General features: G+C 51.1%; 47 protein-coding genes. 40 read left to right on the top strand and 7 right to left on the bottom strand.

Going from position 1 to position 26,259, the window contains the following annotated elements; all coding sequences use genetic code 11:
* The 3 genes from PU683_RS21900 to bfr all read left to right on the top strand — a co-directional run.
* The coding region (locus PU683_RS21900; RefSeq protein WP_072275890.1) for an EF-Tu C-terminal domain-related protein at window positions 1-162 on the top strand (162 nt) is incomplete at its 5' end.
* Between the two features lie 175 nt (window positions 163-337).
* A complete protein-coding gene (bfd, locus tag PU683_RS21895) occupies window positions 338-532 on the top strand; it encodes a bacterioferritin-associated ferredoxin (RefSeq protein ID WP_187800315.1) in 195 nt (64 codons plus the stop codon).
* Window positions 533-603: 71 nt separating this feature from the next.
* Window positions 604-1,080 (top strand): bacterioferritin, encoded by a 477-nt coding sequence (gene bfr / locus PU683_RS21890; protein WP_277174643.1) that lies wholly within the window; start codon window positions 604-606, stop codon window positions 1,078-1,080.
* Here the strand turns inward: bfr and PU683_RS21885 are convergent.
* Window positions 1,077-1,532 (bottom strand): prepilin peptidase, encoded by a 456-nt coding sequence (locus tag PU683_RS21885; RefSeq protein WP_277174699.1) that lies wholly within the window; start codon window positions 1,530-1,532, stop codon window positions 1,077-1,079. The two genes, bfr and PU683_RS21885, sit on opposite strands and share 4 nt — an antisense overlap.
* Window positions 1,533-1,909: 377 nt before the next feature.
* Here PU683_RS21885 and rpsJ point away from each other — a divergent pair, with 377 nt between their 5' ends.
* The 31 genes from rpsJ to PU683_RS21730 all read left to right on the top strand — a co-directional run bounded on the left by rpsJ (window position 1,910) and on the right by PU683_RS21730 (window position 16,775).
* Complete coding sequence (gene rpsJ / locus PU683_RS21880; protein ID WP_001181005.1) at window positions 1,910-2,221, top strand: 30S ribosomal protein S10; 312 nt, start codon at window positions 1,910-1,912, stop codon at window positions 2,219-2,221.
* Between the two features lie 32 nt (window positions 2,222-2,253).
* Window positions 2,254-2,883, top strand: coding sequence for a 50S ribosomal protein L3 (gene rplC / locus PU683_RS21875; protein ID WP_023479430.1), 630 nt, complete (start codon window positions 2,254-2,256; stop codon window positions 2,881-2,883).
* A gap of 10 nt (window positions 2,884-2,893) precedes the next feature.
* A complete protein-coding gene (gene rplD, locus PU683_RS21870; protein ID WP_023479434.1) occupies window positions 2,894-3,499 on the top strand; it encodes a 50S ribosomal protein L4 in 606 nt (201 codons plus the stop codon).
* Complete coding sequence (gene rplW, locus PU683_RS21865) at window positions 3,496-3,798, top strand: 50S ribosomal protein L23 (protein ID WP_000617546.1); 303 nt, start codon at window positions 3,496-3,498, stop codon at window positions 3,796-3,798. The genes rplD and rplW overlap by 4 nt, the downstream gene beginning before the upstream one ends.
* Window positions 3,799-3,815: 17 nt before the next feature.
* Entirely contained in the window at window positions 3,816-4,637 is an 822-nt protein-coding gene (gene rplB / locus PU683_RS21860) for a 50S ribosomal protein L2 (RefSeq protein ID WP_000301859.1), read from the top strand.
* 16 nt (window positions 4,638-4,653) lie between these two features.
* Window positions 4,654-4,932, top strand: a complete 279-nt coding sequence (gene rpsS, locus PU683_RS21855) for a 30S ribosomal protein S19 (protein ID WP_001138115.1) — start codon at window positions 4,654-4,656, stop codon at window positions 4,930-4,932.
* Between the two features lie 14 nt (window positions 4,933-4,946).
* The gene (gene rplV / locus PU683_RS21850) at window positions 4,947-5,279 is read left to right on the top strand and encodes a 50S ribosomal protein L22 (RefSeq protein WP_002919773.1); all 333 of its coding nucleotides are present in this window, start codon (window positions 4,947-4,949) and stop codon (window positions 5,277-5,279) included.
* Window positions 5,280-5,296: 17 nt separating this feature from the next.
* Complete coding sequence (gene rpsC, locus PU683_RS21845; RefSeq protein WP_000529945.1) at window positions 5,297-5,998, top strand: 30S ribosomal protein S3; 702 nt, start codon at window positions 5,297-5,299, stop codon at window positions 5,996-5,998.
* Window positions 5,999-6,010: 12 nt separating this feature from the next.
* Window positions 6,011-6,421 carry a 50S ribosomal protein L16 gene (gene rplP / locus PU683_RS21840; RefSeq protein ID WP_007369814.1) on the top strand — a complete coding sequence of 137 codons (411 nt, stop codon included), beginning with the start codon at window positions 6,011-6,013 and terminating at the stop codon, window positions 6,419-6,421.
* Window positions 6,421-6,612, top strand: coding sequence for a 50S ribosomal protein L29 (gene rpmC, locus PU683_RS21835; RefSeq protein ID WP_004388609.1), 192 nt, complete (start codon window positions 6,421-6,423; stop codon window positions 6,610-6,612). Before rplP ends, rpmC begins: the two co-directional genes overlap by 1 nt.
* A complete protein-coding gene (gene rpsQ / locus PU683_RS21830) occupies window positions 6,612-6,866 on the top strand; it encodes a 30S ribosomal protein S17 (protein ID WP_003031120.1) in 255 nt (84 codons plus the stop codon). Before rpmC ends, rpsQ begins: the two co-directional genes overlap by 1 nt.
* Before the next feature lie 165 nt (window positions 6,867-7,031).
* Window positions 7,032-7,403: a 50S ribosomal protein L14 gene (gene rplN, locus PU683_RS21825; RefSeq protein ID WP_023479426.1), complete on the top strand. Its 372-nt coding sequence runs from the start codon at window positions 7,032-7,034 to the stop codon at window positions 7,401-7,403.
* A 10-nt stretch (window positions 7,404-7,413) separates the two neighbouring features.
* On the top strand, window positions 7,414-7,728 hold the full coding sequence (gene rplX, locus PU683_RS21820; protein WP_016538464.1) for a 50S ribosomal protein L24: 315 nt from the start codon (window positions 7,414-7,416) through the stop codon (window positions 7,726-7,728).
* Between the two features lie 14 nt (window positions 7,729-7,742).
* A complete protein-coding gene (gene rplE / locus PU683_RS21815) occupies window positions 7,743-8,282 on the top strand; it encodes a 50S ribosomal protein L5 (protein ID WP_023479410.1) in 540 nt (179 codons plus the stop codon).
* Window positions 8,283-8,296: 14 nt separating this feature from the next.
* Window positions 8,297-8,602 (top strand): 30S ribosomal protein S14, encoded by a 306-nt coding sequence (gene rpsN / locus PU683_RS21810; protein WP_007369817.1) that lies wholly within the window; start codon window positions 8,297-8,299, stop codon window positions 8,600-8,602.
* A 33-nt stretch (window positions 8,603-8,635) separates the two neighbouring features.
* Entirely contained in the window at window positions 8,636-9,028 is a 393-nt protein-coding gene (gene rpsH / locus PU683_RS21805; protein WP_023479407.1) for a 30S ribosomal protein S8, read from the top strand.
* Window positions 9,029-9,040: 12 nt separating this feature from the next.
* Window positions 9,041-9,574 (top strand): 50S ribosomal protein L6, encoded by a 534-nt coding sequence (rplF, locus tag PU683_RS21800; RefSeq protein WP_277174642.1) that lies wholly within the window; start codon window positions 9,041-9,043, stop codon window positions 9,572-9,574.
* A gap of 9 nt (window positions 9,575-9,583) precedes the next feature.
* Entirely contained in the window at window positions 9,584-9,937 is a 354-nt protein-coding gene (rplR, locus tag PU683_RS21795; RefSeq protein ID WP_017460073.1) for a 50S ribosomal protein L18, read from the top strand.
* 14 nt (window positions 9,938-9,951) lie between these two features.
* Window positions 9,952-10,452, top strand: a complete 501-nt coding sequence (gene rpsE / locus PU683_RS21790) for a 30S ribosomal protein S5 (protein ID WP_007369821.1) — start codon at window positions 9,952-9,954, stop codon at window positions 10,450-10,452.
* A gap of 6 nt (window positions 10,453-10,458) precedes the next feature.
* Window positions 10,459-10,638 (top strand): 50S ribosomal protein L30, encoded by a 180-nt coding sequence (gene rpmD / locus PU683_RS21785; protein ID WP_001140434.1) that lies wholly within the window; start codon window positions 10,459-10,461, stop codon window positions 10,636-10,638.
* Between the two features lie 3 nt (window positions 10,639-10,641).
* Window positions 10,642-11,076 (top strand): 50S ribosomal protein L15, encoded by a 435-nt coding sequence (rplO, locus tag PU683_RS21780; protein WP_187800311.1) that lies wholly within the window; start codon window positions 10,642-10,644, stop codon window positions 11,074-11,076.
* A 7-nt stretch (window positions 11,077-11,083) separates the two neighbouring features.
* Window positions 11,084-12,415 carry a preprotein translocase subunit SecY gene (gene secY / locus PU683_RS21775; protein ID WP_007369823.1) on the top strand — a complete coding sequence of 444 codons (1,332 nt, stop codon included), beginning with the start codon at window positions 11,084-11,086 and terminating at the stop codon, window positions 12,413-12,415.
* A 30-nt stretch (window positions 12,416-12,445) separates the two neighbouring features.
* Window positions 12,446-12,562, top strand: coding sequence for a 50S ribosomal protein L36 (rpmJ, locus tag PU683_RS21770; RefSeq protein WP_000868187.1), 117 nt, complete (start codon window positions 12,446-12,448; stop codon window positions 12,560-12,562).
* A gap of 146 nt (window positions 12,563-12,708) precedes the next feature.
* Window positions 12,709-13,065: a 30S ribosomal protein S13 gene (gene rpsM / locus PU683_RS21765; protein WP_023479435.1), complete on the top strand. Its 357-nt coding sequence runs from the start codon at window positions 12,709-12,711 to the stop codon at window positions 13,063-13,065.
* Between the two features lie 16 nt (window positions 13,066-13,081).
* Window positions 13,082-13,471, top strand: coding sequence for a 30S ribosomal protein S11 (rpsK, locus tag PU683_RS21760; RefSeq protein ID WP_002919257.1), 390 nt, complete (start codon window positions 13,082-13,084; stop codon window positions 13,469-13,471).
* A 32-nt stretch (window positions 13,472-13,503) separates the two neighbouring features.
* Complete coding sequence (gene rpsD / locus PU683_RS21755; protein WP_000135224.1) at window positions 13,504-14,124, top strand: 30S ribosomal protein S4; 621 nt, start codon at window positions 13,504-13,506, stop codon at window positions 14,122-14,124.
* A gap of 25 nt (window positions 14,125-14,149) precedes the next feature.
* Entirely contained in the window at window positions 14,150-15,139 is a 990-nt protein-coding gene (locus PU683_RS21750) for a DNA-directed RNA polymerase subunit alpha (RefSeq protein WP_023479415.1), read from the top strand.
* Window positions 15,140-15,179: 40 nt separating this feature from the next.
* Window positions 15,180-15,566 carry a 50S ribosomal protein L17 gene (rplQ, locus tag PU683_RS21745; protein ID WP_023479432.1) on the top strand — a complete coding sequence of 129 codons (387 nt, stop codon included), beginning with the start codon at window positions 15,180-15,182 and terminating at the stop codon, window positions 15,564-15,566.
* 105 nt (window positions 15,567-15,671) lie between these two features.
* Window positions 15,672-16,040 (top strand): DnaJ family domain-containing protein, encoded by a 369-nt coding sequence (locus tag PU683_RS21740; RefSeq protein WP_277174641.1) that lies wholly within the window; start codon window positions 15,672-15,674, stop codon window positions 16,038-16,040.
* Window positions 16,041-16,042: 2 nt separating this feature from the next.
* A complete protein-coding gene (zntR, locus tag PU683_RS21735; RefSeq protein WP_277174640.1) occupies window positions 16,043-16,465 on the top strand; it encodes a Zn(2+)-responsive transcriptional regulator in 423 nt (140 codons plus the stop codon).
* A gap of 58 nt (window positions 16,466-16,523) precedes the next feature.
* Window positions 16,524-16,775 carry an alternative ribosome-rescue factor A gene (locus PU683_RS21730; RefSeq protein ID WP_277174639.1) on the top strand — a complete coding sequence of 84 codons (252 nt, stop codon included), beginning with the start codon at window positions 16,524-16,526 and terminating at the stop codon, window positions 16,773-16,775.
* Here the strand turns inward: PU683_RS21730 and mscL are convergent.
* From mscL to def, 5 genes are all read right to left on the bottom strand, one after another.
* On the bottom strand, window positions 16,729-17,142 hold the full coding sequence (gene mscL / locus PU683_RS21725; RefSeq protein ID WP_094422322.1) for a large-conductance mechanosensitive channel protein MscL: 414 nt from the start codon (window positions 17,140-17,142) through the stop codon (window positions 16,729-16,731). The two genes, PU683_RS21730 and mscL, sit on opposite strands and share 47 nt — an antisense overlap.
* A gap of 142 nt (window positions 17,143-17,284) precedes the next feature.
* Entirely contained in the window at window positions 17,285-18,661 is a 1,377-nt protein-coding gene (gene trkA / locus PU683_RS21720) for a Trk system potassium transporter TrkA (protein ID WP_023479428.1), read from the bottom strand.
* Window positions 18,662-18,683: 22 nt separating this feature from the next.
* Window positions 18,684-19,973, bottom strand: a complete 1,290-nt coding sequence (rsmB, locus tag PU683_RS21715) for a 16S rRNA (cytosine(967)-C(5))-methyltransferase RsmB (protein ID WP_277174638.1) — start codon at window positions 19,971-19,973, stop codon at window positions 18,684-18,686.
* A 47-nt stretch (window positions 19,974-20,020) separates the two neighbouring features.
* Window positions 20,021-20,968 (bottom strand): methionyl-tRNA formyltransferase, encoded by a 948-nt coding sequence (fmt, locus tag PU683_RS21710; RefSeq protein ID WP_277174637.1) that lies wholly within the window; start codon window positions 20,966-20,968, stop codon window positions 20,021-20,023.
* A gap of 20 nt (window positions 20,969-20,988) precedes the next feature.
* Complete coding sequence (gene def / locus PU683_RS21705; protein ID WP_023479413.1) at window positions 20,989-21,498, bottom strand: peptide deformylase; 510 nt, start codon at window positions 21,496-21,498, stop codon at window positions 20,989-20,991.
* A 129-nt stretch (window positions 21,499-21,627) separates the two neighbouring features.
* Here def and dprA point away from each other — a divergent pair, with 129 nt between their 5' ends.
* The 6 genes from dprA to PU683_RS21675 are packed head-to-tail and all read left to right on the top strand — an operon-like array spanning window position 21,628 to window position 25,420.
* A complete protein-coding gene (gene dprA / locus PU683_RS21700) occupies window positions 21,628-22,752 on the top strand; it encodes a DNA-protecting protein DprA (RefSeq protein WP_277174636.1) in 1,125 nt (374 codons plus the stop codon).
* Window positions 22,724-23,197 carry a DUF494 family protein Smg gene (gene smg, locus PU683_RS21695; RefSeq protein ID WP_023479416.1) on the top strand — a complete coding sequence of 158 codons (474 nt, stop codon included), beginning with the start codon at window positions 22,724-22,726 and terminating at the stop codon, window positions 23,195-23,197. The genes dprA and smg overlap by 29 nt, the downstream gene beginning before the upstream one ends.
* Before the next feature lie 26 nt (window positions 23,198-23,223).
* Window positions 23,224-23,766 (top strand): DNA topoisomerase family protein, encoded by a 543-nt coding sequence (locus tag PU683_RS21690; protein WP_277174635.1) that lies wholly within the window; start codon window positions 23,224-23,226, stop codon window positions 23,764-23,766.
* 4 nt (window positions 23,767-23,770) lie between these two features.
* Window positions 23,771-24,343, top strand: a complete 573-nt coding sequence (tsaC, locus tag PU683_RS21685; RefSeq protein ID WP_277174634.1) for an L-threonylcarbamoyladenylate synthase type 1 TsaC — start codon at window positions 23,771-23,773, stop codon at window positions 24,341-24,343.
* A gap of 4 nt (window positions 24,344-24,347) precedes the next feature.
* Window positions 24,348-25,166 (top strand): shikimate dehydrogenase, encoded by an 819-nt coding sequence (aroE, locus tag PU683_RS21680; protein ID WP_277174633.1) that lies wholly within the window; start codon window positions 24,348-24,350, stop codon window positions 25,164-25,166.
* Window positions 25,163-25,420, top strand: coding sequence for a DUF1488 family protein (locus PU683_RS21675; protein ID WP_277174632.1), 258 nt, complete (start codon window positions 25,163-25,165; stop codon window positions 25,418-25,420). Before aroE ends, PU683_RS21675 begins: the two co-directional genes overlap by 4 nt.
* Here PU683_RS21675 and PU683_RS21670 read toward each other — a convergent pair.
* Window positions 25,396-25,950, bottom strand: a complete 555-nt coding sequence (locus PU683_RS21670) for a gamma carbonic anhydrase family protein (RefSeq protein ID WP_277174631.1) — start codon at window positions 25,948-25,950, stop codon at window positions 25,396-25,398. The two genes, PU683_RS21675 and PU683_RS21670, sit on opposite strands and share 25 nt — an antisense overlap.
* Between the last annotated feature and the right edge of the window lie 309 nt (window positions 25,951-26,259).

The following is a 26,259-nucleotide window of genomic DNA, read 5'->3' as shown; positions in this document are numbered from 1 at the left end:
ATCGAACTGCCGGAAGGCGTTGAGATGGTAATGCCGGGCGACAACATCAAAATGGTTGTTACCCTGATTCACCCGATCGCGATGGACGATGGTCTGCGTTTCGCAATCCGTGAAGGCGGCCGTACCGTTGGCGCGGGCGTTGTTGCAAAAGTTCTGAGCTAATTTGCTAGCTTTGAATTTAAAAGAGGGCACTTCGGTGCCCTTTTTGCTGCCTGCTATTTGCTCACTCCTCCCTTACAGCCATTCACACTTTTCTGTTAAATACCTTACGGCCTTTCTGTTGTAATCATAACCATTCTCATTTACACTTTGCGCATTAAGTGAACGGGAGTGATCCATGTACGTTTGTTTGTGTAATGGTGTAAGTGATAAAAAAATTCGCCAGGCTGTGCGCCAGTTTCACCCTCAATCATTTCAGCAGCTCCGTAAGTTTATTCCGGTAGGGAATCAGTGTGGTAAATGCATCCGTGCTGCTCGCGATATCATGCAGGATGAGTTGACCCAGATGCCGGAATACAAAGAGATTGCCTGAGGCTCATCTTTTTTTTGACATCCCTGTAGCCCCATCTACGCTTCAATGAGTGGAAGCGGAGGGACTACATAATGAAAGGTGATATTAAAATCATAAATTATCTCAATAAATTATTGGGAAATGAGCTTGTCGCAATCAATCAGTATTTTCTCCATGCGAGAATGTTCAAAAACTGGGGGCTGACCCGCCTCAATGATGTCGAATACCATGAATCTATCGATGAAATGAAACACGCCGATCTGTACATCGAGCGTATTCTGTTTCTCGAAGGGATCCCAAACTTGCAGGATCTTGGCAAACTCGGCATTGGTGAAGACGTCGAAGAGATGCTGCAATCAGACCTGCGTCTGGAACTGGAAGGCGCGAGAGATTTGCGCGAAGCGATCGCCTACGCTGACAGCATTCATGACTATGTCAGTCGCGATATGATGATCAAAATTCTTGCTGACGAAGAACACCATATTGACTGGCTGGAAACCGAACTGGATCTGATCGCTAAACTTGGTATACAGAATTACCTTCAGTCGCAGATTAAAGTCGAAGATTAAAACCGTATTAGCGTGGGGTAACCCACCATAAAACCTGCTGCCGCGAGGAAGGGTCCGAACGGCAGCGGGTTTTTTATTACCTGTAATTTACGCTGGCGGCAAAGAGTAAAAGCCACTGCGCAGCAGGCAAAAAGCGCGGCATAAAATACCAGCGAGGGGAGAGTAGCCCAGCCATGCCATGCACCGAGCGCTGCAAGATACTTCACATCGCCATAGCCCAATCCTTCACGACCACGCAATAATCGATACCCCCAGTAAATAGCGGCAAAACTTGTATAACCCGCCATCGCACCGAGCACCGCATCAGCCAGGAAATGAGCGCGCGACAGGCAGTGCCAGAGCAAGCCAGTCCAGAGAAGAGGGCAGGTATAGCGATCGGGTAGCAGACTTAAGCGCAGGTCACACCTGATGAGCAGAAGGTTTAATACAACATAGATAATGAGAAAAATCATGGCGTCCCTGCCTGAAGTTTTACCAATCCGCTGACAAGAGTGCGTTATAGAAATGAACAAGGGAAGGGGAGGGTAAGAGAAGTGTGCGCTGCTTTCCTGAGATTCCATATGTGACAAGAAGGGCGACATACTTTTTGCGAGCCGACTCGCGCTACTGTTTAATTTCTACACTGCACTTGCGTCCACGCCAGATTTACGTATAATGCGCGGGCTTGTCGTAATTGACGGCTGGTTCGATCTGAACCATAGCGACGATGTTTGCCGCTAACAATGCTCCCAATCGGGGGGCTACGTAAGAACGATTACACTCCCCCATCAATCGTAATGGGTGTGAGGAGTAATTATTTTCGTCTATAAATAATTGGAGCTCTGGTCTCATGCAGAACCAAAGAATCCGTATCCGCTTGAAAGCGTTTGATCATCGTCTGATCGATCAATCAACCGCCGAAATCGTCGAAACTGCGAAGCGCACTGGTGCGCAAGTTCGTGGTCCGATCCCGCTGCCGACCCGCAAAGAGCGCTTTACCGTTCTGATCTCTCCGCACGTCAACAAAGATGCGCGCGATCAGTACGAAATCCGCACTCATAAGCGTCTGGTTGACATCGTTGAGCCAACCGAGAAAACCGTTGATGCTCTGATGCGTCTGGATCTGGCTGCCGGTGTAGACGTGCAGATCAGCCTGGGTTGATCAGGTCATCGAGCGATTGAGAGGTTGAAACAATGATTGGTTTAGTCGGTAAAAAAGTGGGCATGACCCGCATCTTCACTGAAGATGGCGTTTCTATCCCAGTAACCGTAATCGAAGTTGAAGCAAACCGCGTTACTCAGGTTAAAGATCTGGCTAACGATGGCTACCGTGCTATCCAGGTTACCACCGGTGCTAAAAAAGCTAACCGCGTAACCAAGCCGGAAGCGGGTCACTTCGCTAAAGCTGGCGTAGAAGCTGGCCGTGGTCTGTGGGAATTCCGTCTGGCTGACGGTGAAGAGTTCTCCGTAGGTCAGGACATTAGCGTTGAGCTGTTTGCTGAAGTTAAAAAAGTTGACGTAACTGGCACCTCTAAAGGTAAAGGTTTCGCAGGTACCGTTAAGCGCTGGAACTTCCGTACCCAGGACGCTACTCACGGTAACTCCCTGTCCCACCGCGTTCCGGGTTCTATCGGTCAGAACCAGACTCCGGGCAAAGTGTTCAAGGGCAAGAAAATGGCAGGTCAGCTGGGTAATGAGCGTGTAACCGTTCAGAGCCTGGACGTAGTACGTGTTGACGCTGAGCGCAACCTGCTGCTGGTTAAAGGTGCTGTCCCGGGTGCAACCGGTAGCGACCTGATCGTTAAACCAGCTGTGAAGGCGTGAGGAGATAGCAATGGAATTAGTATTGAAAGACGCGCAGAGCGCGCTGACTGTTTCCGAAACTACCTTCGGTCGTGACTTCAACGAAGCGCTGGTACACCAGGTTGTTGTTGCTTATGCAGCTGGTGCTCGTCAGGGTACTCGTGCTCAGAAGACCCGTGCTGAAGTAACTGGTTCCGGTAAAAAACCGTGGCGCCAGAAAGGCACTGGCCGTGCGCGTTCAGGTTCTGTTAAGAGCCCGATCTGGCGTTCTGGTGGCGTGACCTTCGCTGCACGTCCGCAGGACCACAGTCAAAAAGTTAACAAAAAGATGTACCGCGGCGCGCTGAAAAGCATCCTGTCCGAACTGGTACGTCAGGATCGTCTGATCGTTGTCGAGCAGTTCTCTCTGGAAGCGCCGAAAACTAAGCTGCTTGCACAGAAACTGAAAGACATGGCTCTGGAAGATGTGCTGATCATCACCGGTGAGCTGGACGAGAACCTGTTCCTGGCCGCACGTAACCTGCACAAGGTTGACGTACGCGATGCGACTGGTATCGACCCGGTTAGCCTGATCGCCTTCGACAAAGTCGTAATGACTGCTGATGCTGTTAAGCAAGTTGAGGAGATGCTGGCATGATTCGTGAAGAACGTCTGCTGAAGGTGCTGCGCGCACCGCACGTTTCTGAAAAAGCGTCTACTGCGATGGAAAAAACCAACACCATCGTTCTCAAAGTTGCAAAAGACGCGACCAAAGCAGAAATCAAAGCTGCTGTGCAGAAACTGTTTGAAGTCGAAGTCGAAGTCGTTAACACCCTGGTAGTTAAAGGGAAAGTTAAACGTCACGGACAGCGTATCGGTCGTCGTAGCGACTGGAAAAAAGCTTACGTCACCCTTAAAGAAGGCCAGAATCTGGACTTCGTTGGCGGCGCTGAGTAAGTCGGAGGAGTAATACAATGGCAGTTGTTAAATGTAAACCGACATCTCCGGGTCGTCGCCACGTAGTTAAAGTGGTTAACCCTGAGCTGCACAAGGGCAAACCTTTTGCTCCGTTGCTGGAAAAAAACAGCAAATCCGGTGGTCGTAACAACAATGGCCGTATCACCACTCGTCATATCGGTGGTGGCCACAAGCAGGCTTACCGTATTGTTGACTTTAAGCGCAACAAAGATGGTATCCCGGCAGTTGTTGAACGTCTTGAGTACGATCCGAACCGTTCCGCGAACATCGCGCTGGTTCTGTACAAAGACGGTGAGCGCCGTTACATCCTGGCCCCGAAAGGCCTGAAAGCTGGCGACCAGATTCAGTCTGGCGTTGATGCTGCAATCAAAGCAGGCAACACCCTGCCGATGCGCAATATCCCGGTTGGTTCTACCGTTCATAACGTAGAAATGAAACCAGGTAAAGGCGGTCAGCTGGCTCGTTCCGCTGGTACTTACGTTCAGATCGTTGCTCGCGACGGTGCTTATGTCACCCTGCGTCTGCGTTCTGGTGAAATGCGTAAAGTAGAAGCAGACTGCCGCGCTACTCTGGGCGAAGTTGGCAATGCTGAGCATATGCTGCGCGTTCTGGGTAAAGCAGGTGCTGCACGCTGGCGTGGTGTTCGTCCTACCGTTCGCGGTACTGCGATGAACCCGGTCGACCACCCACACGGTGGTGGTGAAGGTCGTAACTTTGGTAAGCACCCGGTAACTCCGTGGGGCGTACAGACCAAAGGTAAGAAGACCCGCAGCAACAAGCGTACTGATAAATTCATCGTACGTCGCCGTAGCAAATAATTTTAGAGGATAAGCCATGCCACGTTCTCTCAAGAAAGGTCCTTTTATTGACCTGCACTTGCTGAAGAAGGTAGAGAAAGCGGTGGAAAGCGGAGACAAGAAGCCCCTGCGCACTTGGTCCCGTCGTTCAACGATCTTTCCTAACATGATCGGTTTGACCATCGCTGTCCATAATGGTCGTCAGCACGTTCCGGTATTTGTTTCCGACGAAATGGTCGGTCACAAACTGGGTGAATTCGCACCGACTCGTACTTATCGCGGCCACGCTGCTGATAAAAAAGCGAAGAAGAAATAAGGTAGGAGGAAGAGATGGAAACTTTAGCTCAACATCGCCATGCTCGTTCTTCTGCTCAGAAGGTTCGCCTTGTTGCTGACCTGATTCGCGGTAAGAAAGTGTCGCAGGCTCTGGATATTCTGACCTACACCAATAAGAAAGCGGCTGTACTGGTCAAGAAGGTTCTGGAATCTGCCATTGCTAACGCTGAACACAACGATGGCGCTGACATTGACGATCTGAAAGTTGCGAAAATTTTCGTAGACGAAGGCCCGAGCATGAAGCGCATTATGCCGCGTGCAAAAGGTCGTGCAGATCGCATCCTGAAGCGCACCAGCCACATCACTGTGGTTGTGTCCGATCGCTGAGACTCTGGAGACTAGCAATGGGTCAGAAAGTACATCCTAATGGTATTCGCCTGGGTATTGTAAAACCATGGAACTCTACCTGGTTTGCGAACACCAAAGAATTCGCTGACAACCTGGACAGCGATTTTAAAGTACGTCAGTACCTGACGAAGGAACTGGCTAAAGCGTCTGTATCTCGTATCGTTATCGAGCGTCCGGCTAAAAGCATCCGTGTGACTATTCACACTGCTCGCCCGGGTATCGTTATCGGTAAGAAAGGTGAAGACGTTGAGAAACTGCGCAAGGTCGTAGCGGATATCGCTGGCGTTCCTGCTCAGATCAATATCGCCGAAGTTCGTAAGCCTGAACTGGACGCAAAACTGGTTGCTGACAGCATCACTTCTCAGCTGGAACGTCGTGTTATGTTCCGTCGTGCTATGAAGCGTGCTGTACAGAACGCCATGCGTCTGGGCGCTAAAGGTATCAAAGTTGAAGTTAGTGGCCGTCTGGGTGGCGCTGAGATCGCACGTACCGAATGGTACCGTGAAGGTCGCGTTCCGCTGCACACACTGCGCGCTGATATTGACTACAACACCTCCGAAGCGCACACCACTTACGGTGTAATCGGCGTTAAAGTGTGGATCTTCAAAGGTGAGATCCTTGGTGGTATGGCTGCAGTTGAACAACCGGAAAAACCGGCTGCTCAACCTAAAAAGCAGCAGCGTAAAGGCCGTAAATAAGGAGCGTCGCTGATGTTACAACCAAAGCGTACAAAATTCCGTAAAGTGCACAAAGGCCGCAACCGTGGTCTCGCGCAGGGCACGGATGTGAGCTTCGGCACTTACGGTCTGAAAGCTGTTGGCCGTGGTCGTCTGACCGCTCGTCAAATCGAAGCAGCACGTCGTGCTATGACTCGTGCTGTTAAGCGTCAGGGTAAGATCTGGATCCGTGTATTCCCGGACAAGCCGATCACCGAGAAGCCGCTGGAAGTTCGTATGGGTAAAGGTAAAGGTAACGTGGAGTATTGGGTTGCCTTGATTCAGCCGGGTAAAGTCCTGTACGAAATGGACGGCGTTCCGGAAGAGCTGGCCCGTGAAGCCTTCGAGCTGGCAGCAGCAAAACTGCCGATTAAAACCACCTTTGTAACTAAGACGGTGATGTAATGAAAGCAAAAGAGCTGCGTGAAAAGAGCGTTGAAGAGCTGAACACCGAGCTGCTTAACCTGCTGCGCGAGCAGTTCAACCTGCGTATGCAGGCTGCGAGTGGCCAGCTGCAACAGACTCACCTGTTGAAGCAAGTGCGTCGTGATGTCGCACGCGTTAAGACTTTACTGACTGAGAAGGCGGGTGCGTAATGACCGATAAAATCCGTACTCTGCAAGGTCGTGTTGTTAGCGACAAAATGGAGAAATCCATTGTTGTAGCTATCGAACGTTTTGTGAAACACCCGATCTACGGTAAATTCATCAAACGTACGACCAAACTGCACGTACACGACGAGAACAACGAATGCGGTACCGGTGACGTGGTTGAAATCCGCGAATGCCGCCCGCTGTCCAAGACTAAATCCTGGACGCTGGTTCGCGTTGTAGAGAAAGCGGTTCTGTAATACAGTACGCGTTCTCTAACGAATAAACGGCTCAGTCATGAGCCGTTTATTTTTTCTACCCATATCACAGAAGCGGTGTTATAATGCCGCGCCCTCGATATGGGGCTTTTTATCGACCCTGATTTTGGGGTCTTCAGTAGTAGTTGACATTAGCGGAGCACTAAAATGATCCAAGAACAGACTATGCTGAACGTCGCCGACAACTCCGGTGCACGTCGCGTAATGTGTATCAAGGTTCTGGGTGGCTCGCACCGTCGCTACGCAGGCGTAGGCGACATCATCAAGATCACCATCAAGGAAGCAATTCCGCGTGGTAAGGTCAAAAAAGGTGATGTGCTGAAGGCGGTAGTGGTGCGCACCAAGAAGGGTGTTCGTCGCCCGGACGGTTCTGTCATTCGCTTCGATGGTAATGCATGCGTTATTTTAAACAATAACAGCGAGCAACCTATCGGTACGCGTATTTTTGGGCCGGTAACTCGTGAACTTCGTTCTGAGAAGTTCATGAAAATTATCTCTCTGGCACCAGAAGTACTTTAAGGAGCGAGTCATGGCAGCGAAAATCCGTCGTGATGACGAAGTTATCGTGTTAACCGGTAAAGATAAAGGTAAACGCGGTAAAGTAAAAAATGTTCTGTCTTCCGGCAAGATCATTGTTGAAGGTATCAACCTGGTTAAGAAACATCAGAAGCCGGTTCCGGCCCTGAACCAACCAGGTGGCATCGTTGAAAAAGAAGCTGCAATTCAGGTTTCTAACGTTGCACTCTTCAATGCGGCAACCGGCAAGGCTGACCGTGTAGGCTTTAGATTCGAAGATGGCAAAAAAGTCCGTTTCTTCAAATCTAACAGCGAAACTATCAAGTAATTTGGAGTAGTACGATGGCGAAACTGCATGATTACTACAAAGACGAAGTAGTTAACAAACTCATGACTGAGTTTAGCTACAATTCTGTCATGCAAGTCCCTCGGGTCGAGAAGATCACCCTGAATATGGGTGTTGGTGAAGCGATCGCTGACAAAAAACTGCTGGATAACGCAGCAGCTGACCTGGCAGCAATCTCCGGTCAAAAACCGTTGATCACCAAAGCGCGCAAATCTGTTGCGGGCTTCAAAATCCGTCAGGGCTATCCGATCGGCTGTAAAGTGACTCTGCGTGGCGAACGCATGTGGGAGTTCTTTGAGCGCCTGATCACTATTGCTGTACCTCGTATCCGTGACTTCCGCGGTCTGTCCGCTAAGTCGTTCGACGGTCGTGGTAACTACAGCATGGGTGTCCGTGAGCAGATCATCTTCCCAGAAATCGACTACGACAAAGTCGATCGCGTGCGTGGTTTGGATATTACCATTACCACTACTGCGAAATCTGACGAAGAAGGCCGTGCTCTGCTGGCTGCCTTTGACTTCCCGTTCCGCAAGTAAGGTAGGGTTACTTCATGGCTAAGCAATCTATGAAAGCACGCGAAGTTAAACGCGTAGCTTTAGCTGAAAAATACTTCGCGAAACGCGCTGAACTGAAAGCGATCATTTCTGATGTGAACGCTTCCGACGAAGATCGTTGGAACGCTGTTCTCAAGCTGCAGAGTCTGCCGCGTGATTCCAGCCCGTCTCGTCAGCGTAACCGCTGCCGCCAAACTGGTCGTCCGCATGGTTTCCTGCGGAAGTTCGGGTTGAGCCGTATTAAGGTCCGTGAATCCGCAATGCGCGGTGAAATCCCGGGTCTGAAAAAGGCTAGCTGGTAATTGTCACCAATTGAATCACGGGAGTAAAGACAGATGAGCATGCAAGATCCGATCGCGGATATGCTGACCCGTATCCGTAACGGTCAGACCGCGAACAAAGCTGCGGTCACCATGCCTTCCTCCAGGCTGAAAGTGGCAATTGCCAACGTGCTGAAGGAAGAAGGTTTTATTGAAGATTTCAAAATTGAAGGCGACACCAAGCCGGAACTGGAAGTGACTCTTAAGTATTTCCAGGGCAAAGCTGTGGTAGAAAGCATTCAGCGTATCAGCCGCCCAGGTCTGCGCATCTATAAAAGAAAAGATGAGCTGCCGAAAGTTATGGGTGGTCTTGGTATCGCAGTTGTTTCTACCTCTAAAGGTGTTATGACTGATCGTGCAGCGCGCCAGGCTGGTCTTGGTGGCGAAATTATCTGCTACGTAGCCTAATCGGAGGAAAGAATGTCTCGTGTTGCTAAAGCACCGGTCGTCATTCCTGCCGGCGTTGATGTAAAAATCAACGGTCAGGTTATCACGATCAAAGGTAAAAACGGCGAGCTGACTCGTACCCTGAACGATGCTGTTGAAGTTAACCAGGCAGACAATGCCCTGACCTTCGGTCCGCGTGATGGTTACGTGGATGGTTGGGCTCAGGCTGGTACCGCGCGTGCCCTGCTGAACTCAATGGTTATCGGTGTTACCGAAGGCTTCACTAAGAAGCTGCAGCTGGTTGGTGTAGGTTATCGTGCAGCGGTTAAAGGTAGTGTTGTAAACCTGTCTCTGGGTTTCTCACATCCTGTTGACCATCAGCTGCCGGCGGGTATCACTGCTGAATGTCCGACTCAAACTGAAATCGTGCTGAAAGGCGCTGATAAGCAGATGATCGGTCAGGTTGCAGCTGATCTGCGCGCCTACCGTCGTCCTGAGCCTTATAAAGGCAAGGGTGTTCGTTACGCCGACGAAGTCGTGCGTACCAAAGAGGCTAAGAAGAAGTAAGGTAACACTATGGATAAGAAATCTGCTCGTATCCGTCGTGCGACCCGCGCACGCCGCAAGCTCAAAGAGCTTGGTGCGACCCGCCTGGTGGTACATCGTACCCCGCGTCATATTTACGCCCAGGTAATCGCATCGAATGGTTCTGAAGTTCTGGTAGCTGCTTCTACTGTAGAAAAAGCTATCTCTGAACAACTGAAGTACACCGGTAACAAAGACGCCGCTGCAGCTGTAGGTAAAGCTGTTGCTGAACGCGCTCTGGAAAAAGGCATTAAAGATGTGTCCTTTGACCGTTCCGGGTTCCAATATCATGGTCGCGTCCAGGCACTGGCAGATGCTGCTCGTGAAGCTGGCCTTCAGTTCTAAGGTAGAGGTGTAAGATGGCTCACATCGAAAAACAGGCTGGCGAACTGCAGGAAAAGCTGATCGCGGTTAACCGCGTATCTAAAACCGTTAAAGGTGGTCGTATTTTCTCCTTCACAGCTCTGACTGTTGTTGGCGATGGTAACGGTCGCGTTGGTTTTGGTTACGGTAAAGCGCGTGAAGTTCCGGCAGCGATCCAGAAAGCGATGGAAAAAGCCCGTCGCAATATGATTAACGTCGCGCTGAACCACGGCACCCTGCAGCACCCGGTTAAGGGTACTCACACGGGTTCTCGTGTCTTCATGCAGCCGGCTTCCGAAGGTACCGGTATCATCGCCGGTGGTGCAATGCGCGCCGTTCTGGAAGTCGCTGGAGTTCATAACGTTCTGGCTAAAGCATATGGTTCCACCAACCCGATCAACGTGGTTCGTGCAACAATTGATGGCCTGGAAAATATGAAGTCTCCAGAAATGGTCGCTGCCAAGCGTGGTAAATCCGTTGAAGAAATTCTGGGGTAATTGACCATGGCAAAGACTATTAAAATCACTCAAACCCGCAGTGCAATCGGTCGTCTGCCGAAACACAAGGCAACGCTGCTTGGCCTGGGTCTGCGTCGTATTGGCCACACCGTAGAACGCGAGGATACTCCTGCGGTTCGCGGTATGGTCAACGCGGTTTCCTTCATGGTTAAAGTTGAGGAGTAAGAGATGCGTTTAAATACTCTGTCTCCGGCCGAAGGCTCCAAAAAGGCGGGTAAACGCCTGGGTCGTGGTATCGGTTCTGGCCTCGGTAAAACCGGTGGTCGTGGTCACAAAGGTCAGAAGTCTCGTTCTGGCGGTGGCGTACGTCGCGGTTTCGAGGGTGGTCAGATGCCTCTGTACCGTCGTCTGCCGAAATTCGGTTTCACTTCACGTAAAGCAATGATCACGGCAGAGATTCGTCTGTCCGATCTGGCTAAAGTAGAAGGCGACGTAGTAGACCTGAACACGCTGAAAGCAGCTAACATTATCGGCATCCAGATTGAGTTCGCGAAAGTGATCCTGTCTGGTGAAGTATCTCGCCCGGTAACTGTTCGTGGCCTGCGTGTGACTAAAGGCGCTCGTGCTGCTATCGAAGCTGCTGGCGGTAAAATTGAGGAATAAGTAGCAGATGGCTAAGCAACCGGGATTAGATTTTCAAAGTGCCAAGGGTGGAATTGGCGAACTGAAACGCAGACTGCTGTTTGTTATCGGTGCGTTGATTGTGTTCCGTATTGGCTCTTTTATTCCGATCCCTGGTATTGATGCCGCTGTACTTGCCAAACTGCTTGAGCAACAGCGTGGCACCATCATTGAAATGTTCAACATGTTCTCTGGTGGTGCTCTTAGCCGTGCTTCTATCTTTGCATTGGGTATTATGCCGTACATTTCGGCATCGATTATTATCCAGTTGCTGACGGTCGTTCATCCGGCCCTGGCAGAGCTGAAGAAAGAAGGGGAGTCTGGCCGTCGTAAGATTAGTCAGTACACCCGTTACGGCACTCTGGTGTTGGCGATATTCCAGTCAATCGGTATTGCTACCGGTTTACCGAATATGCCTGGTATGCAGGGCCTGGTAATGAATCCAGGCTTTGCATTCTACTTCACCGCTGTTGTAAGTCTGGTCACAGGGACCATGTTCCTGATGTGGCTCGGCGAACAGATTACTGAACGCGGTATCGGCAACGGTATCTCGATCATTATCTTCGCCGGCATCGTGGCGGGTTTACCGCCAGCCATTGCCCATACGATTGAGCAAGCGCGTCAAGGCGACCTGCACTTCCTCCTGTTGCTGTTGGTTGCAGTATTAGTATTCGCAGTGACGTTCTTTGTTGTCTTCGTTGAACGTGGTCAACGCCGCATTGTGGTGAACTACGCGAAACGTCAGCAAGGTCGTCGTGTCTATGCTGCTCAGAGCACACATTTACCGCTGAAAGTGAATATGGCGGGGGTAATCCCGGCAATCTTCGCTTCCAGTATTATTCTGTTCCCGGCGACCATCGCGTCATGGTTCGGGGGCGGTACTGGTTGGAACTGGCTGACAACAATTTCGCTGTATTTGCAGCCTGGGCAACCGCTTTATGTGTTACTCTATGCGTCTGCAATCATCTTCTTCTGTTTCTTTTACACGGCGTTGGTTTTCAACCCGCGTGAAACAGCGGATAACCTGAAGAAGTCCGGTGCATTTGTACCAGGAATTCGTCCGGGAGAACAAACGGCGAAGTATATCGATAAAGTAATGACCCGCCTGACTTTAGTTGGTGCGCTTTATATTACTTTTATCTGCCTGATCCCGGAGTTCATGCGTGATGCGATGAAAGTACCGTTCTACTTCGGTGGGACCTCACTGCTTATCGTTGTTGTCGTGATTATGGACTTTATGGCTCAAGTGCAAACTCTGATGATGTCCAGTCAGTATGAGTCTGCATTGAAGAAGGCGAACCTGAAAGGCTATGGTCGATAAAGGTCGCTCGAGAAGTTACGGAGAGTAAAAATGAAAGTTCGTGCTTCCGTCAAGAAATTATGCCGTAACTGCAAAATCGTTAAGCGTGATGGCGTCATCCGCGTGATTTGCAGTGCCGAGCCGAAGCATAAACAGCGCCAAGGCTGATTATTTCGCATATTTTTCTTGCAAAGTTGGGTTGAGCTGGCTAGATTAGCCAGCCAATCTTTTGTATGTCTGTACGTTTCCATTTGAGTATCCTGAAAACGGGCTTTTCAGCATGGAGCGTGCAAATCAAATTATAGGAGTGCATAGTGGCCCGTATAGCAGGCATTAACATTCCTGATCAAAAACATGCCGTGATCGCATTAACTTCGATCTATGGTGTCGGCAAAACCCGCTCTCAAGCCATTCTGGCTGCTGCGGGCATCGCTGAGAATGTTAAGATCAGTGAGCTGTCTGAAGAACAAATCGACACGCTGCGTGACGAAGTTGCCAAATTTGTCGTTGAAGGTGATCTGCGCCGTGAAGTTAGCATGAGCATCAAGCGCCTGATGGATCTTGGTTGCTACCGCGGTTTGCGTCATCGTCGTGGTCTCCCGGTTCGCGGTCAGCGTACCAAGACCAACGCACGTACCCGTAAGGGTCCGCGCAAACCGATCAAGAAATAATCGGGGTGATTGAATAATGGCAAAGGCACCAATTCGTGCACGTAAACGTGTAAGAAAACAAGTCTCTGACGGCGTGGCTCATATCCATGCTTCTTTCAACAACACCATCGTTACTATTACTGATCGTCAGGGTAACGCACTGGGTTGGGCAACAGCCGGTGGTTCCGGTTTCCGTGGTTCTCGCAAATCTACTCCGTTCGCAGCTCAGGTTGCAGCAGAGCGTTGCGCTGAAGCCGTAAAAGAATACGGTATCAAGAATCTGGAAGTTATGGTTAAGGGACCGGGTCCGGGTCGCGAATCTACTATTCGTGCTCTGAACGCCGCTGGTTTCCGCATCACTAATATTACTGATGTGACTCCGATCCCTCACAACGGTTGTCGTCCGCCGAAAAAACGTCGCGTATAACGCTCGTTTTCTAGGATTGTTGGAGAAAGAAAATGGCAAGATATTTGGGTCCTAAGCTCAAGCTGAGCCGTCGTGAGGGCACAGACCTGTTCCTTAAGTCTGGCGTTCGCGCGATCGATACCAAGTGTAAAATTGAACAAGCTCCTGGCCAGCACGGTGCGCGTAAACCGCGTCTGTCTGACTATGGTGTGCAGTTGCGTGAAAAGCAAAAAGTTCGCCGTATCTACGGTGTGCTGGAGCGTCAGTTCCGTAACTATTACAAAGAAGCAGCACGTCTGAAAGGCAACACCGGTGAAAACCTGTTGGCTCTGCTGGAAGGTCGTCTGGACAACGTTGTATACCGTATGGGCTTTGGCGCCACTCGTGCAGAAGCACGTCAGCTGGTTAGCCATAAAGCAATCATGGTAAACGGTCGTGTTGTTAACATCGCTTCTTATCAGGTTAGTCCGAATGACGTTGTTAGCATTCGTGAGAAAGCGAAAAAGCAGTCTCGCGTGAAAGCCGCTCTGGAGCTGGCTGAGCAGCGTGAAAAGCCAACCTGGCTGGAAGTTGATGCTGGCAAGATGGAAGGCACGTTCAAGCGTAAGCCGGAGCGTTCTGATCTGTCTGCGGACATTAACGAACACCTGATCGTCGAGCTTTACTCCAAGTAAAGCTTAGTACCAAAGAGAGGACACAATGCAGGGTTCTGTGACAGAGTTTCTAAAACCGCGCCTGGTAGATATCGAGCAAGTGAGTTCGACGCACGCCAAGGTGACCCTTGAGCCTTTAGAGCGTGGCTTTGGCCATACTCTGGGTAACGCACTGCGCCGTATTCTGCTCTCATCGATGCCGGGTTGCGCGGTGACTGAGGTTGAGATTGATGGTGTACTTCATGAGTACAGCACCAAAGAAGGCGTTCAGGAAGATATCCTTGAAATCCTGCTCAACCTGAAAGGGCTGGCGGTGAGAGTTCAGGGCAAAGATGAAGTTATTCTTACCCTGAGTAAATCTGGCATTGGCCCTGTGACCGCAGCCGACATTACCCACGACGGTGATGTCGAAATCGTCAAGCCGCAGCATGTGATCTGCCACCTGACCGATGAAAACGCATCTATCAATATGCGTATCAAAGTTCAGCGCGGTCGTGGTTACGTGCCGGCGTCTGCCCGAATTCATTCGGAAGAAGATGAGCGCCCGATCGGACGTCTGCTGGTTGATGCGTGCTACAGCCCTGTAGAGCGAATTGCCTACAATGTTGAAGCAGCACGTGTGGAACAGCGTACCGACCTGGACAAGCTGGTCATCGAAATGGAAACCAACGGCACTATCGATCCTGAAGAGGCGATTCGTCGTGCGGCAACCATTCTGGCAGAACAACTTGAAGCTTTTGTTGACTTACGCGATGTACGTCAGCCGGAAGTTAAAGAAGAGAAACCAGAGTTCGATCCGATTCTGCTGCGCCCTGTTGACGATCTGGAATTGACTGTCCGCTCTGCTAACTGCCTCAAGGCAGAAGCTATCCACTATATCGGTGATCTGGTACAGCGTACCGAGGTTGAGTTGCTGAAAACGCCGAACCTGGGTAAAAAATCTCTTACCGAGATTAAAGACGTGCTGGCCTCCCGTGGTCTGTCTCTGGGCATGCGCCTGGAAAACTGGCCGCCGGCGAGCATTGCTGACGAGTAACCGGATCACAGGTTAAGGTTTTACTGAGAAGGATAAGGTCATGCGCCATCGTAAGAGTGGTCGTCAACTGAACCGCAACAGCAGCCATCGCCAGGCCATGTTCCGTAACATGGCAGGCTCTCTGGTTCGTCATGAGATCATCAAGACGACCCTGCCGAAAGCGAAAGAGCTGCGTCGCGTAGTTGAGCCGCTGATTACACTTGCTAAGACTGATAGCGTTGCTAATCGTCGTCTGGCATTCGCCCGCACTCGTGATAACGAGATCGTGGCAAAACTGTTTAACGAACTGGGCCCGCGTTTCGCGAGCCGTGCCGGCGGTTACACTCGTATTCTTAAGTGTGGCTTCCGTGCAGGTGACAACGCTCCGATGGCTTACATCGAGCTGGTTGATCGCGCTGAATCGAAAGCAGAAGCTGCTGCAGAGTAATCTGCAGTAACGTAAAAAAACCCGCCCCGGCGGGTTTTTTTATTTCTACTCCGCCCTTACCCTTCTACACTGAGCCTGTTGTTGAGTTAAAACCCGGAGGCCATCATGTGGTTACTTGATCAGTGGGCAGAACGGCATATTATTGATGCCCAGCAAAAAGGCGAATTCGATAATCTTGCAGGCAGCGGTGAGCCGCTAGCTCTGGATGACGATTCCCAAGTTCCTGAGGATCTGCGCGTCGGCTATCGATTATTAAAAAACGCCGGTTATCTTCCTCCGGAACTCGAAATGCGCAAAGAGGCGGTCGAACTTGTCGATCTGCTCAGCACGGTTGAAAACGATGACCACCAGCGCCAGGAGCTCAACCGTCGTCTCACTTTACTTGAGCTTAAATTGCGTCAGGCGGGCGTAAGCACTGATTTTCTGCGTGGCGAGTATGCGGTCAAACTGCAGGACAAAATTAACCCGGAGTGATCATGTACCGTATTGGTGAAATCGCGAGATTGGCTGATGTTACGCCAGATACCATTCGTTATTATGAAAAACAACAGATGATGGATCATGAAGGTCGCACCGAAGGTGGGTTTCGCCTCTATACAGATCATGATCTTAAACGTCTCAAATTTATCCGCCATGCCCGACAGCTTGGTTTTACGCTCGAGTCGATCCGTGAGCTGCTATCGATCCGTGTAGATCCTGAGCATCACACCTGTCAGGAATCGAAGAGTATCGTTCAGGCACGGCTCAGCGAAGTGGAAGCGCGCATCGAAGAGATGCAGGCCATGCGGCGCTCGTTGCAAAAATTGAACGACGCCTGTTGCGGCACCGCCCACAGCAGTGTCTATTGTTCTATTCTTGAAGCGCTTGAGCAGGGGCCAGCTAACGACTGCCGGAGTTGATCTTCTTCATCATGAGGTCTACACTTCGGCCGTTTTAATACACAACCCGGAGAAAGAAATGAGTCACTACCAACATAAAAAAGGGCAGATAAACGACAACGCCATTGAGGCGCTTCTGCATGACCCGCTATTTCGTCAGCGTGTTGAAAAGAATAAAAAAGGGAAAGGAAGTTATCTGCGGAAAAACAAACATGCTAAACGAGGCTTTCAGGAGGCCAGTGGCAAGCAAGCGAATCGCTTATTTACCACTGGCCTTCTTACTTTTAAACGCGGCTGTTCTGTTCTTTCAGCAGGTCGCGTATTTCACTGAGTAAGACTTCTTCTTTACTCGGAGCCGGCGGCGCTTTTGGTTCTTCAGCCTGTTTGCGTTTCAGCTTATTAATCAGTTTGATCGCCAGGAAGATCGCAAAAGCGACAATGATGAAATCAAACACGTTCTGAATAAATACGCCATAATGCATCACAACGGCAGGCACATCCCCCTGTGCTTCGCGCAGCGTCAGCGCGAACTGTTTAAAGTCGATACCGCCAATTAACAATCCCAGCGGTGGCATAATGATGTCGGCCACCAGTGAAGAGACAATTTTGCCGAAAGCTGCACCGATAATGACACCAACTGCCAAATCGACAACGTTCCCACGCATCGCGAATTCGCGAAACTCTTTTAACATACTCATAATCTTCTCCATGTGCTTTGCGTCACACTAAGTCTAACAACTTACCTAACAATTTCCATTTAGGTAAATAAAATAACGAGTCTTGTTAGACCCTTACAATAAAGTGGAAATAAGAAGGGCGCTTTTAAAGCGCCCTGAACAATTAAAGAAAGAAGGGGCTGGGCTGGAAGAGGCGCTCAACATCGGTGATGTATTTTTTATCGGTCAAAAACATAATCACGTGATCGCCTTGCTCAATACGCAAATTATCATTGGCGATCATCACATCGTCTCCGCGAACCACCGCGCCGATAATCGTCCCCGGTGGCAATTTGATCTCATCAATCACCCGGCCCACCACGCGCGATGTCGTTTCATCGCCATGAGCAACCGCTTCGATCGCTTCAGCGACGCCGCGACGCAGGGAGGAAACACCCACGATATCAGCCTTACGCACATGGCTCAGCAAAGCAGAAATGGTCGCCTGCTGGGGAGAAATAGCGATATCAATAACGCTGCCCTGTACCAGGTCAACATAGGCACGACGCTGGATCAGCACCATCACCTTTTTTGCACCCATACGTTTAGCCAGCATCGCCGACATAATGTTGGCTTCATCGTCGTTTGTGACGGCGATAAAGAGATCCACTTGATCGATGTGCTCTTCAGCAAGCAGTTCCTGATCCGACGCATCGCCGTAAAAGACGATTGTATTTTGCAGTTTTTCAGCAAGTTCCGCGGCACGCTGCTGATCGCGCTCGATCAATTTGACGCTGTAATCCTTTTCAAGCTGATGCGCCAGCCCAGCGCCAATATTCCCGCCGCCGACTAACATGATTCGTTTATAGGGTTTTTCCAGCCGTTGTAGCTCGCTCATTACCGCGCGAATATGCTGCGATGCGGCAATGAAGAAAACTTCGTCACCGGCCTCAACAATAGTCGAGCCCTGTGGGCGAATCGGCCGGTCATGACGGAAAATAGCCGCTACTCGTGTATCAATGTGCGGCATATGCTCGCGCATAGTGGAGAGCGCATTACCAACCAGCGGCCCGCCGTAATAGGCTTTAACGACCGCCAGGCTAACTTTGCCTTCAGCAAAGTTGACCACCTGCAGGGCACCCGGGTATTCAATCAGGCGATAGATGCTGTCAATAACCAGTTGCTCTGGCGCAATCAGGTGATCGATAGGTACGGCTTCCGAATGAAATAATTTATCCGCATCACGTACATAGTCGGGAGAGCGAATACGCGCGATGCGGTTTGGCGTGTTAAACAGAGAGAAAGCCACTTGGCAGGCGACCATGTTGGTCTCATCGGAACTCGTAACGGCGACCAGCATATCAGCATCATCGGCGCCCGCTTCGCGCAACACGCGTGGGTGCGAACCGTGGCCCTGCACTACCCGTAAATCGAACTTGTCCTGCAGGCTGTGCAGGCGATCGCCATTGGTATCGACAACGGTAATGTCGTTATTTTCACCAACCAGGTTTTCAGCCAGCGTTCCGCCGACCTGTCCCGCACCCAGAATAATTATCTTCATCTGCTGTGACCCGTTGTCTCTTTCACTGTTTGATTAGCTTAGCGTAAAAGAAGCCGTCACCCTCTTCAGCACCTGGCAGCTTCTGCAGGCCTGGCGCCTCTGATGTGCCGGTCTCGCTCAATTGCGCATCCGGGGTACGTTTCAGGAACGCTGTGACCTGATAACTGTTCTCTTGCGGTAAAATCGAGCAGGTTGCGTAGACCAACGTACCGCCACTTTTTAAATGTGGCCAGATAGCATCAAGGATTTCTGCTTGCAACTGTGCCAGTTCGGCAATATCACGATCGCGACGCAACCACTTGATATCAGGATGGCGGCGGATAACGCCCGTGGCTGAACAGGGTGCATCAAGCAAAATACGATCGAACTGCTCATCGCCGCACCATTGCGCGGGGAAGCGTCCATCACCCTGTTTCACCTCGGCTTTCATACCGAGACGTTTGAGATTCTCATAGACGCGTGACAGGCGTTGTTCGTCGATATCAATTGCTAATACGTTTGCCTGGGGTGCCACCTCCAGAATATGGGTGGTTTTCCCGCCCGGCGCAGCGCAAAGATCGAGAATACGTTCGCCATTTTGCGGCTCGAGGTAGGTAATGCAACCCTGTGCCGCTGCGTCCTGAACCGTTACCCAGCCTTCGCTAAAACCTGGCAGAGACATTACCGGCGCTGCATTTGTCAGGCGCACGGCATCAGGATAATCGGTATGAGTGAACCCTTGCTGCCCGCTCTCTTCAAGCAGTGCCAGCCATCCATCACGCGAATGGTGCTGTCGATTGACACGTAGCCACATCGGCGGTCGTTGATTACTGGCTTCAATAATCTCTGACCACTGCTGCGGATAGGCTTGCTGCACACGCTTTAACAGCCATGCCGGGAAAAGGTAACGATTTTCGCTGTTGGCGAATTCGGCCAGGAGCTCTTCCTGCTGGCGCTGGAACTGACGCAGCACACCGTTAACCAGCCCTTTCAGCTGAGGGCGTTTGATAACAACCGCGCCTTCGACGGTTTCTGCCAGCGCCGCGTGAGCCGGAATGCGCGTATGCAGCAGCTGGTATAATCCAACCATAATGAGATAGTGAACCGTCCGCTGTTTACCCGTCATTGGCCGTGACATCAGCTTATTGATTAGCCAGTCCAGCTGCGGCATGACGCGCAGCACGCCAAAGCAGAGCTCCTGCAGCAGCGCTTTATCTTTATCAGTTACTTTCTGTTGTAACGGCGGCAGGATATTGCTGAGCGATTGCCCTTGTTCAATAACCTGTTCAATTGCCTGCGCAGCCATGCTGCGTAAATTCATCTGTTTTTTCATAACCACAAAAATAAAAATGCCCGGCAGAACCGGGCTTAAATATGAAATCAGGCCAGACGGTTGCCCGGCACAAACCATTCCCGCCGCGAATTCAACAGGTCCTGCGCACTCATCGCCTTTTTACCCGCGGGCTGCAGCGACTCAAGATTCAGTATGCCTTCTGCGGTTGCGACCTGAATGCCGGATTTCGATGCTTCAACAATCGTGCCAGGCTCAGCCTGCGTAGAAGATTTAAGTACAGACGCTTTCCATACCTTGATCGGCTGCTCATCAATCACAAACCAGCTCATTGGCCACGGATTGAATGCACGGATGCAGCGTTCTAGTTGTTCAGCGCTCAAGGACCAGTCCAGGCGCGCCTCATCTTTGCTGAGCTTCTCAGCATACGTAACCAGTGCTTCATCCTGCGCTTGCGGTTGGGCTGTGCCTTGGGCCAGTTGCTGCAGCGTCTCAATAAGGCCTTGCGGCCCAAGCGCCGCCAGCTTGTCGTAAAGCGTGGCGCTGCTATCTTCAGGCGTTACCGGACAGGCCAGTTTATACAGCATGTCGCCCGTATCAAGACCCACATCCATCTGCATGATGGTGACGCCAGTTTGCGCGTCGCCGGCCCATAGCGCACGCTGAATAGGCGCCGCACCGCGCCAGCGCGGTAGTAGGGAACCATGCACATTGATGCAGCCAAGACGCGGCATATCGAGTACGGCTTTAGGCAAAATCAGCCCATAAGCGACGACCACCATCACATCAGCATTCAACTCAGCGACCAGCTGTTGGTTTTCCGGCTGTCGTAAAGAAGCTGGTTGAAATACGGGCACGCCTTTCTCTTCCGCCAGCACTTTTACCGGGCTGGGCATCAGTTTTTTACCCCGGCCAGCAGGGCGATCGGGTTGGGTAAAGACCCCTACGATCTCATGTTCAGAAGAGAGCAGCGCGTCAAGATGACGCGCTGCAAAATCAGGAGTGCCGGCAAAAATAATACGTAGAGAATCTGACACGTTTATCCTTTTCTGCCCGCTTAAGCGCGGCCGTTCATACGATCCAGTTTTTCGACTTTCTGACGAATACGCTGGCGTTTCAGCGGGGACAGATAATCGATAAAGAGTTTACCGACCAGGTGATCCATTTCATGCTGAATACAGATAGCCAGCAGGCCATCAGCTTCGAGTTCAAACGAATTGCCATTACGATCCAGCGCACGGATTTTCACTTTTTCCGCTCGCGGAACAAGGGCGCGTTGTTCCGGAATAGAGAGGCAGCCCTCTTCAATACCCGTTTCACCGCTCTTCTCCAGCAATTCAGGATTGATCAACACCAACTGCTCATCGCGGTTTTCTGATACATCAATCACGATAATTCGCTGATGAATATCAACCTGCGTCGCCGCGAGACCGATGCCCTCTTCGGCGTACATCGTTTCGAACATATCATCAACGATACGTTGAATATCCGCATTCACTTCTTTTACCGGATCGGCAACTTTGCGAAGCCGCTCGTCCGGAATATGTAACACATGCAAAACTGCCATAAATATCCAGAGTTGTGTTCAGGAGTTGTAAAGAATATGCCCTCTATTCTAGACAAATCCCCTGGCGATTGACAGCATCAGTGACCGATCGCAAGGATTGCCGATGCGGCTTATGGCAGGGGAAAGGGAATGACATCAACAGAAATTTGGCTACGTCTGATACAGGTTGGTGACCTCTCTGGCGACAAGTGGCTGAGCATCGCGCAGCAGTTAGAGAAAAACGGTGCGATGACGGCTGCTGAGCTGCAGGTTTTAGGTTTGACGGTTGCGCAGACGCGCCGCTTTTTTTCCCTTTCGGCACGTGAACTCGATCGCTGCCTGGCATGGCTGGATAACCCACAACATCACCTGATAGCAGCCAGCGATGACGCTTATCCTGAACCGCTACGCGCCATTGCTGATTATCCTGGCGCGCTGTTCGTTAAAGGCGATGTTGCGGTATTGAAATCCCAGCAGTTAGCCGTAGTGGGTAGCCGGGCGCACTCATGGTATGGCGAACGCTGGGGACGTCTCTTTTGTGAATCGCTTTCACGCGCGGGCTTAACGATTACCAGCGGAATGGCGCTGGGAATTGACAGCGTCGCCCATCGCGCCGCGACAAGCGTGGGTGGGAAAAGCGTTGGTGTGCTGGGCAATGGCCTCTTTAGCCTCTACCCGCGCAGACACTCCGCGCTTGCTGCCCAGTTGCTGGAGGAGGGCGGCGCGCTGGTCTCCGAGTTCCCGCTATCGGCCACTCCGAAGCCAGGTCATTTTCCCCGTCGTAATCGTATTATTAGCGGTCTTAGCCGGGCAGTATTTGTGATCGAGGCCGCATTGCGCAGCGGTTCGTTGGTGACGGCCCGGCTCGCGCTCGAACAAGGGAGAGACGTTTTTGCACTACCGGGCGCCGTCGGCAGCCCTGGTAGTGAGGGGCCGCATTGGCTATTAAAGCAGGGTGCGACGCCTATAACATCTCCAGAAGAGATCCTTGAACATTTGCAATATGGGCTTAATTGGGTGGTGGAAACGCACGAAAATGCAATTTATCCTCCAGAAGGCGAAAAGGTGGCATTGCCATTTCCTGAGCTCCTGGCTAACGTAGGAGATGAGGTAACACCTGTTGACGTCGTCGCTGAACGTGCCGGCCAACCTGTGCCAGTGGCAGCTGCTCAATTGCTTGAACTGGAGTTAGCAGGATGGATCGCAGCTGTACCCGGCGGCTATGTCCGATTGAGGAGGGCAAGCCATGTTCGACGTACTAATGTACTTGTTTGAGACTTACATCCATAACGAAGCTGAATTGCGTGTGGATCAGGACAAACTGGAACGGGATCTTACCGACGCCGGATTTGATCGTGAGGATATCTACAACGCGCTTATGTGGCTGGAAAAGCTAGCTGATTATCAGGAAGGCCTCGCCGAACCGATGCAGCTTGCTTCTGATCCACTCTCCTTACGCATCTATACTGCAGAAGAGAGTGAAAGGCTGGATGCCAGTTGCCGGGGATTCCTGCTATTCCTGGAGCAGATTCAGGTGCTAAACCTCGAAACGCGAGAAATGGTGATTGAACGTGCGCTGGCACTGGATAATGCAGAGTTTGAGCTCGAAGATCTTAAGTGGGTCATCCTGATGGTGCTCTTCAATATTCCAGGGTGTGAAAACGCCTACCAGCAAATGGAAGAATTACTCTTTGAAGTGAATGAAGGTATGCTGCACTAACTGTTTTTGCGGCTTCAAGAGTTGTTATGGCCAAATCAGCACTATTTACTGTGCGTAATAATGAGCCCTGCCCACAATGCGGGGCTGAACTTGTCATTCGCTCCGGGAAACACGGTCCGTTTCTCGGATGCTCTCACTATCCGGAATGCGATTATGTACGTCCCCTGAAAAGTCAGGCAGACGGGCATATCGTTAAAGTTCTGGATGGTCAATTGTGCCCGCTTTGTGGTGCCGAGCTGGTGTTACGGCAGGGGCGCTTCGGTATGTTTATCGGATGCAGTCACTATCCGGCCTGTGAACATACCGAATTGATCGATAAGCCTGATGAAACGGCTGTTGGTTGTCCGCAATGCCAAAGCGGTCATATTGTCCAACGCCGGTCGCGTTACGGAAAAACCTTCTACTCCTGCGATCGCTACCCTGATTGCCAGTTTGTTATTAACTCCAGACCGGTGGCGGGCGAGTGTCCGATATGTCATTACCCGTTGCTGACAGAGAAGAAAACCGCGCAGGGCGTTAAATGTTTCTGTGCCAATAAACAATGTGGAAAGCTGCTCCCAGCGGAATAAACTCGTGAAGAATAACCTGCCAAAAGATCCCATCGCCACAATGGTGGAGATCCTGAAAAAAGAAGAAGTCATCGCTTATCCCACCGAAGCCGTTTTCGGCGTCGGTTGCGATCCGGACAGTGAAACCGCTGTGCATCGCCTGCTTAAACTGAAGCAGCGGCCCGTCGAAAAAGGGTTGATACTGATTGCCGCTAATTTTGCGCAACTGAAGCCCTATATTGATGACAGCATGCTGTCTGACACCCAACGTCAGGCAATATTTGCCTGCTGGCCAGGCCCGGTGACATTCGTGTTTCCCGCAAAACCAAACACGCCGCGCTGGTTAACTGGACGTTTTGATTCTCTTGCCGTGCGCGTCACCGATCACCCGCTGGTGGTTGAGCTGTGCGAGGCTTATGGCAAACCTCTGGTATCGACGAGCGCGAACTTGTCCGGCCTGCCGCCGTGCAGAACAGCCCAGGAGGTTATTGCTCAATTCGGGCCAGACTTCCCGGTTGTCGATGTACCGACTGGAGGCCGACAGAATCCTTCGGAAATCCGTGATGCGCTCACCGGTGAACTCTTCCGACAGGGGTAATAGCATGGAACCGTACGTCGTTTTTGGAAATCCTGTCGCGCACAGTAAGTCGCCATTTATACATCAGCAATTCGCCAGCCAGCTGCAAATCGATCACTCTTATGGGAAAGCGCTAGCGCCTGTTGATGATTTTGTTAATACGCTAAATGCTTTTTTTGATAATGGCGGCAAGGGCGCGAATGTTACCGTGCCTTTTAAAGAAGAGGCTTTTGCTCGTGCGGATGAGCTGACCGAACGCGCTGCGCTGGCCGGGGCGGTTAACACCCTTAAACGACTCGATGATGGTCGCCTGCTCGGCGATAACACTGACGGCATCGGGCTCTTAAGCGATCTGCAACGGTTAGCATTTATCCGGCCTGGTTCGCGCGTTCTTCTGGTCGGCGCAGGCGGTGCGGCACGCGGGGTGATCTTGCCTCTACTGTCGTTCGATTGTGCGTTAACCATCACCAACCGCACCGGGTCTCGCGCACAAATGTTAGCTGAGCTCTTTACCCATACCGGAAGCGTAGAGGCAGCGGAGATGGAGTCGCTTGTAGAGCGGGAATTTGATCTCATCATAAACGCAACTTCGAGCGGGATGGGGGGCGATGTTCCGGCACTGCCGCCAGCTATTATCCACCCGGAGACTTACTGCTACGACATGTTTTATCAGAAAGGCAGCACACCTTTCCTGGTCTGGTGCGAAAAGCTGGGCGCCGTGAATCGCGCAGATGGCCTCGGGATGCTGGTGGGGCAAGCAGCGCACGCACTGTTTTTATGGCATGGCGTATTGCCAGAAGTTGAACCTGTTATTGCAATACTTAAACAAGAGCTGGCGAAATGAACCAGGCAATCCAGTTTCCCGATCGTGAAGAGTGGCATGATTCCACACAGGCGATTGTTTTTCCCGCGCTGGTTAATGGCATGCAGATGATGTGTGCAATAAAGGGTTCAGTGCTGGCGCAGCGTTTCGGTGGCAATACGCCAGAAGATTACCTTTCGCTTTTTCGCCAGCATCGCTGGGATCTGGAAGAGGAGGCGGAGCAGTACATCCGCCAACAAGAGGAAGACGATCAGGGCGTAATCTGGCTCTCCTGAGTCAGATACTCATCCTTCCATTTCACATAGTTATTGGCCGAGTATTTCAATCCTTCGATTTCGGCCTCCGTCAGGGGGCGAATCTGTTTTACTGGGCTGCCCAGATAAAGGTAACCGCTCTCCAGGCGCTTATTCTGCGGTACCAGGCTGCCCGCACCAATCATGACTTCATCTTCAATTATGGCACCATCCAGCACAATCGATCCCATCCCGACCAGCACGCGATGACCTATGGTGCAGCCATGAAGCATCACTTTATGGCCGACCGTTACATCTTCTCCTATAAACAGTGGATTGCCTTCAGGGTTGTAGGAGGATTTATGCGTAACGTGCAGAACGCTACCGTCCTGAATGTTTGTGCGTGCGCCAATCTCTACAAAATTGACGTCTCCCCGTATTACAACCAGTGGCCAGATGCCGACATCCTCGGCCATTCTTACATCGCCAACAACGACGCTGGTGGGATCAACCATGACGCGTTGACCAATAGTTGGGAAAAGATCCTTATAAGGACGCAGTACAGTAGACATAACACCTCACTTCAATCGGGCCAGAGATATCACTTTGATCGCGGGATCCGCCTTCTGCAACTGTTTTATGGTGCATAAACTGTGCAGATCGCATGAGAACCCAGCGAAAAGGGCGAAAAAACAGCAGTCGGAAAAAAAGATCGCAAAAAGACTTGTGCTAAAAAATGGGATCCCTATAATGCGCCTCCGTTGACACGACAACGTGAATCACTTCACCAGATAGTCGCTTCAACGGAAGAGAAAAAATCCTGAAATTCAGGGTTGACTCTGAAAGAGGAAAGCGTAATATACGCCACCTCGCGACAGAGC

Origin of the sequence: Candidatus Kosakonia sp. 282A-S69, assembly GCF_029433855.1 — a bacterium.
In the GTDB taxonomy this organism is placed as follows: Bacteria; Pseudomonadota; Gammaproteobacteria; order Enterobacterales; family Enterobacteriaceae; genus Kosakonia; species Kosakonia cowanii_A.
The sequence above is the reverse complement of the archived record's forward strand: the minus strand, read 5'-3'. Positions and strand labels throughout refer to the sequence as shown.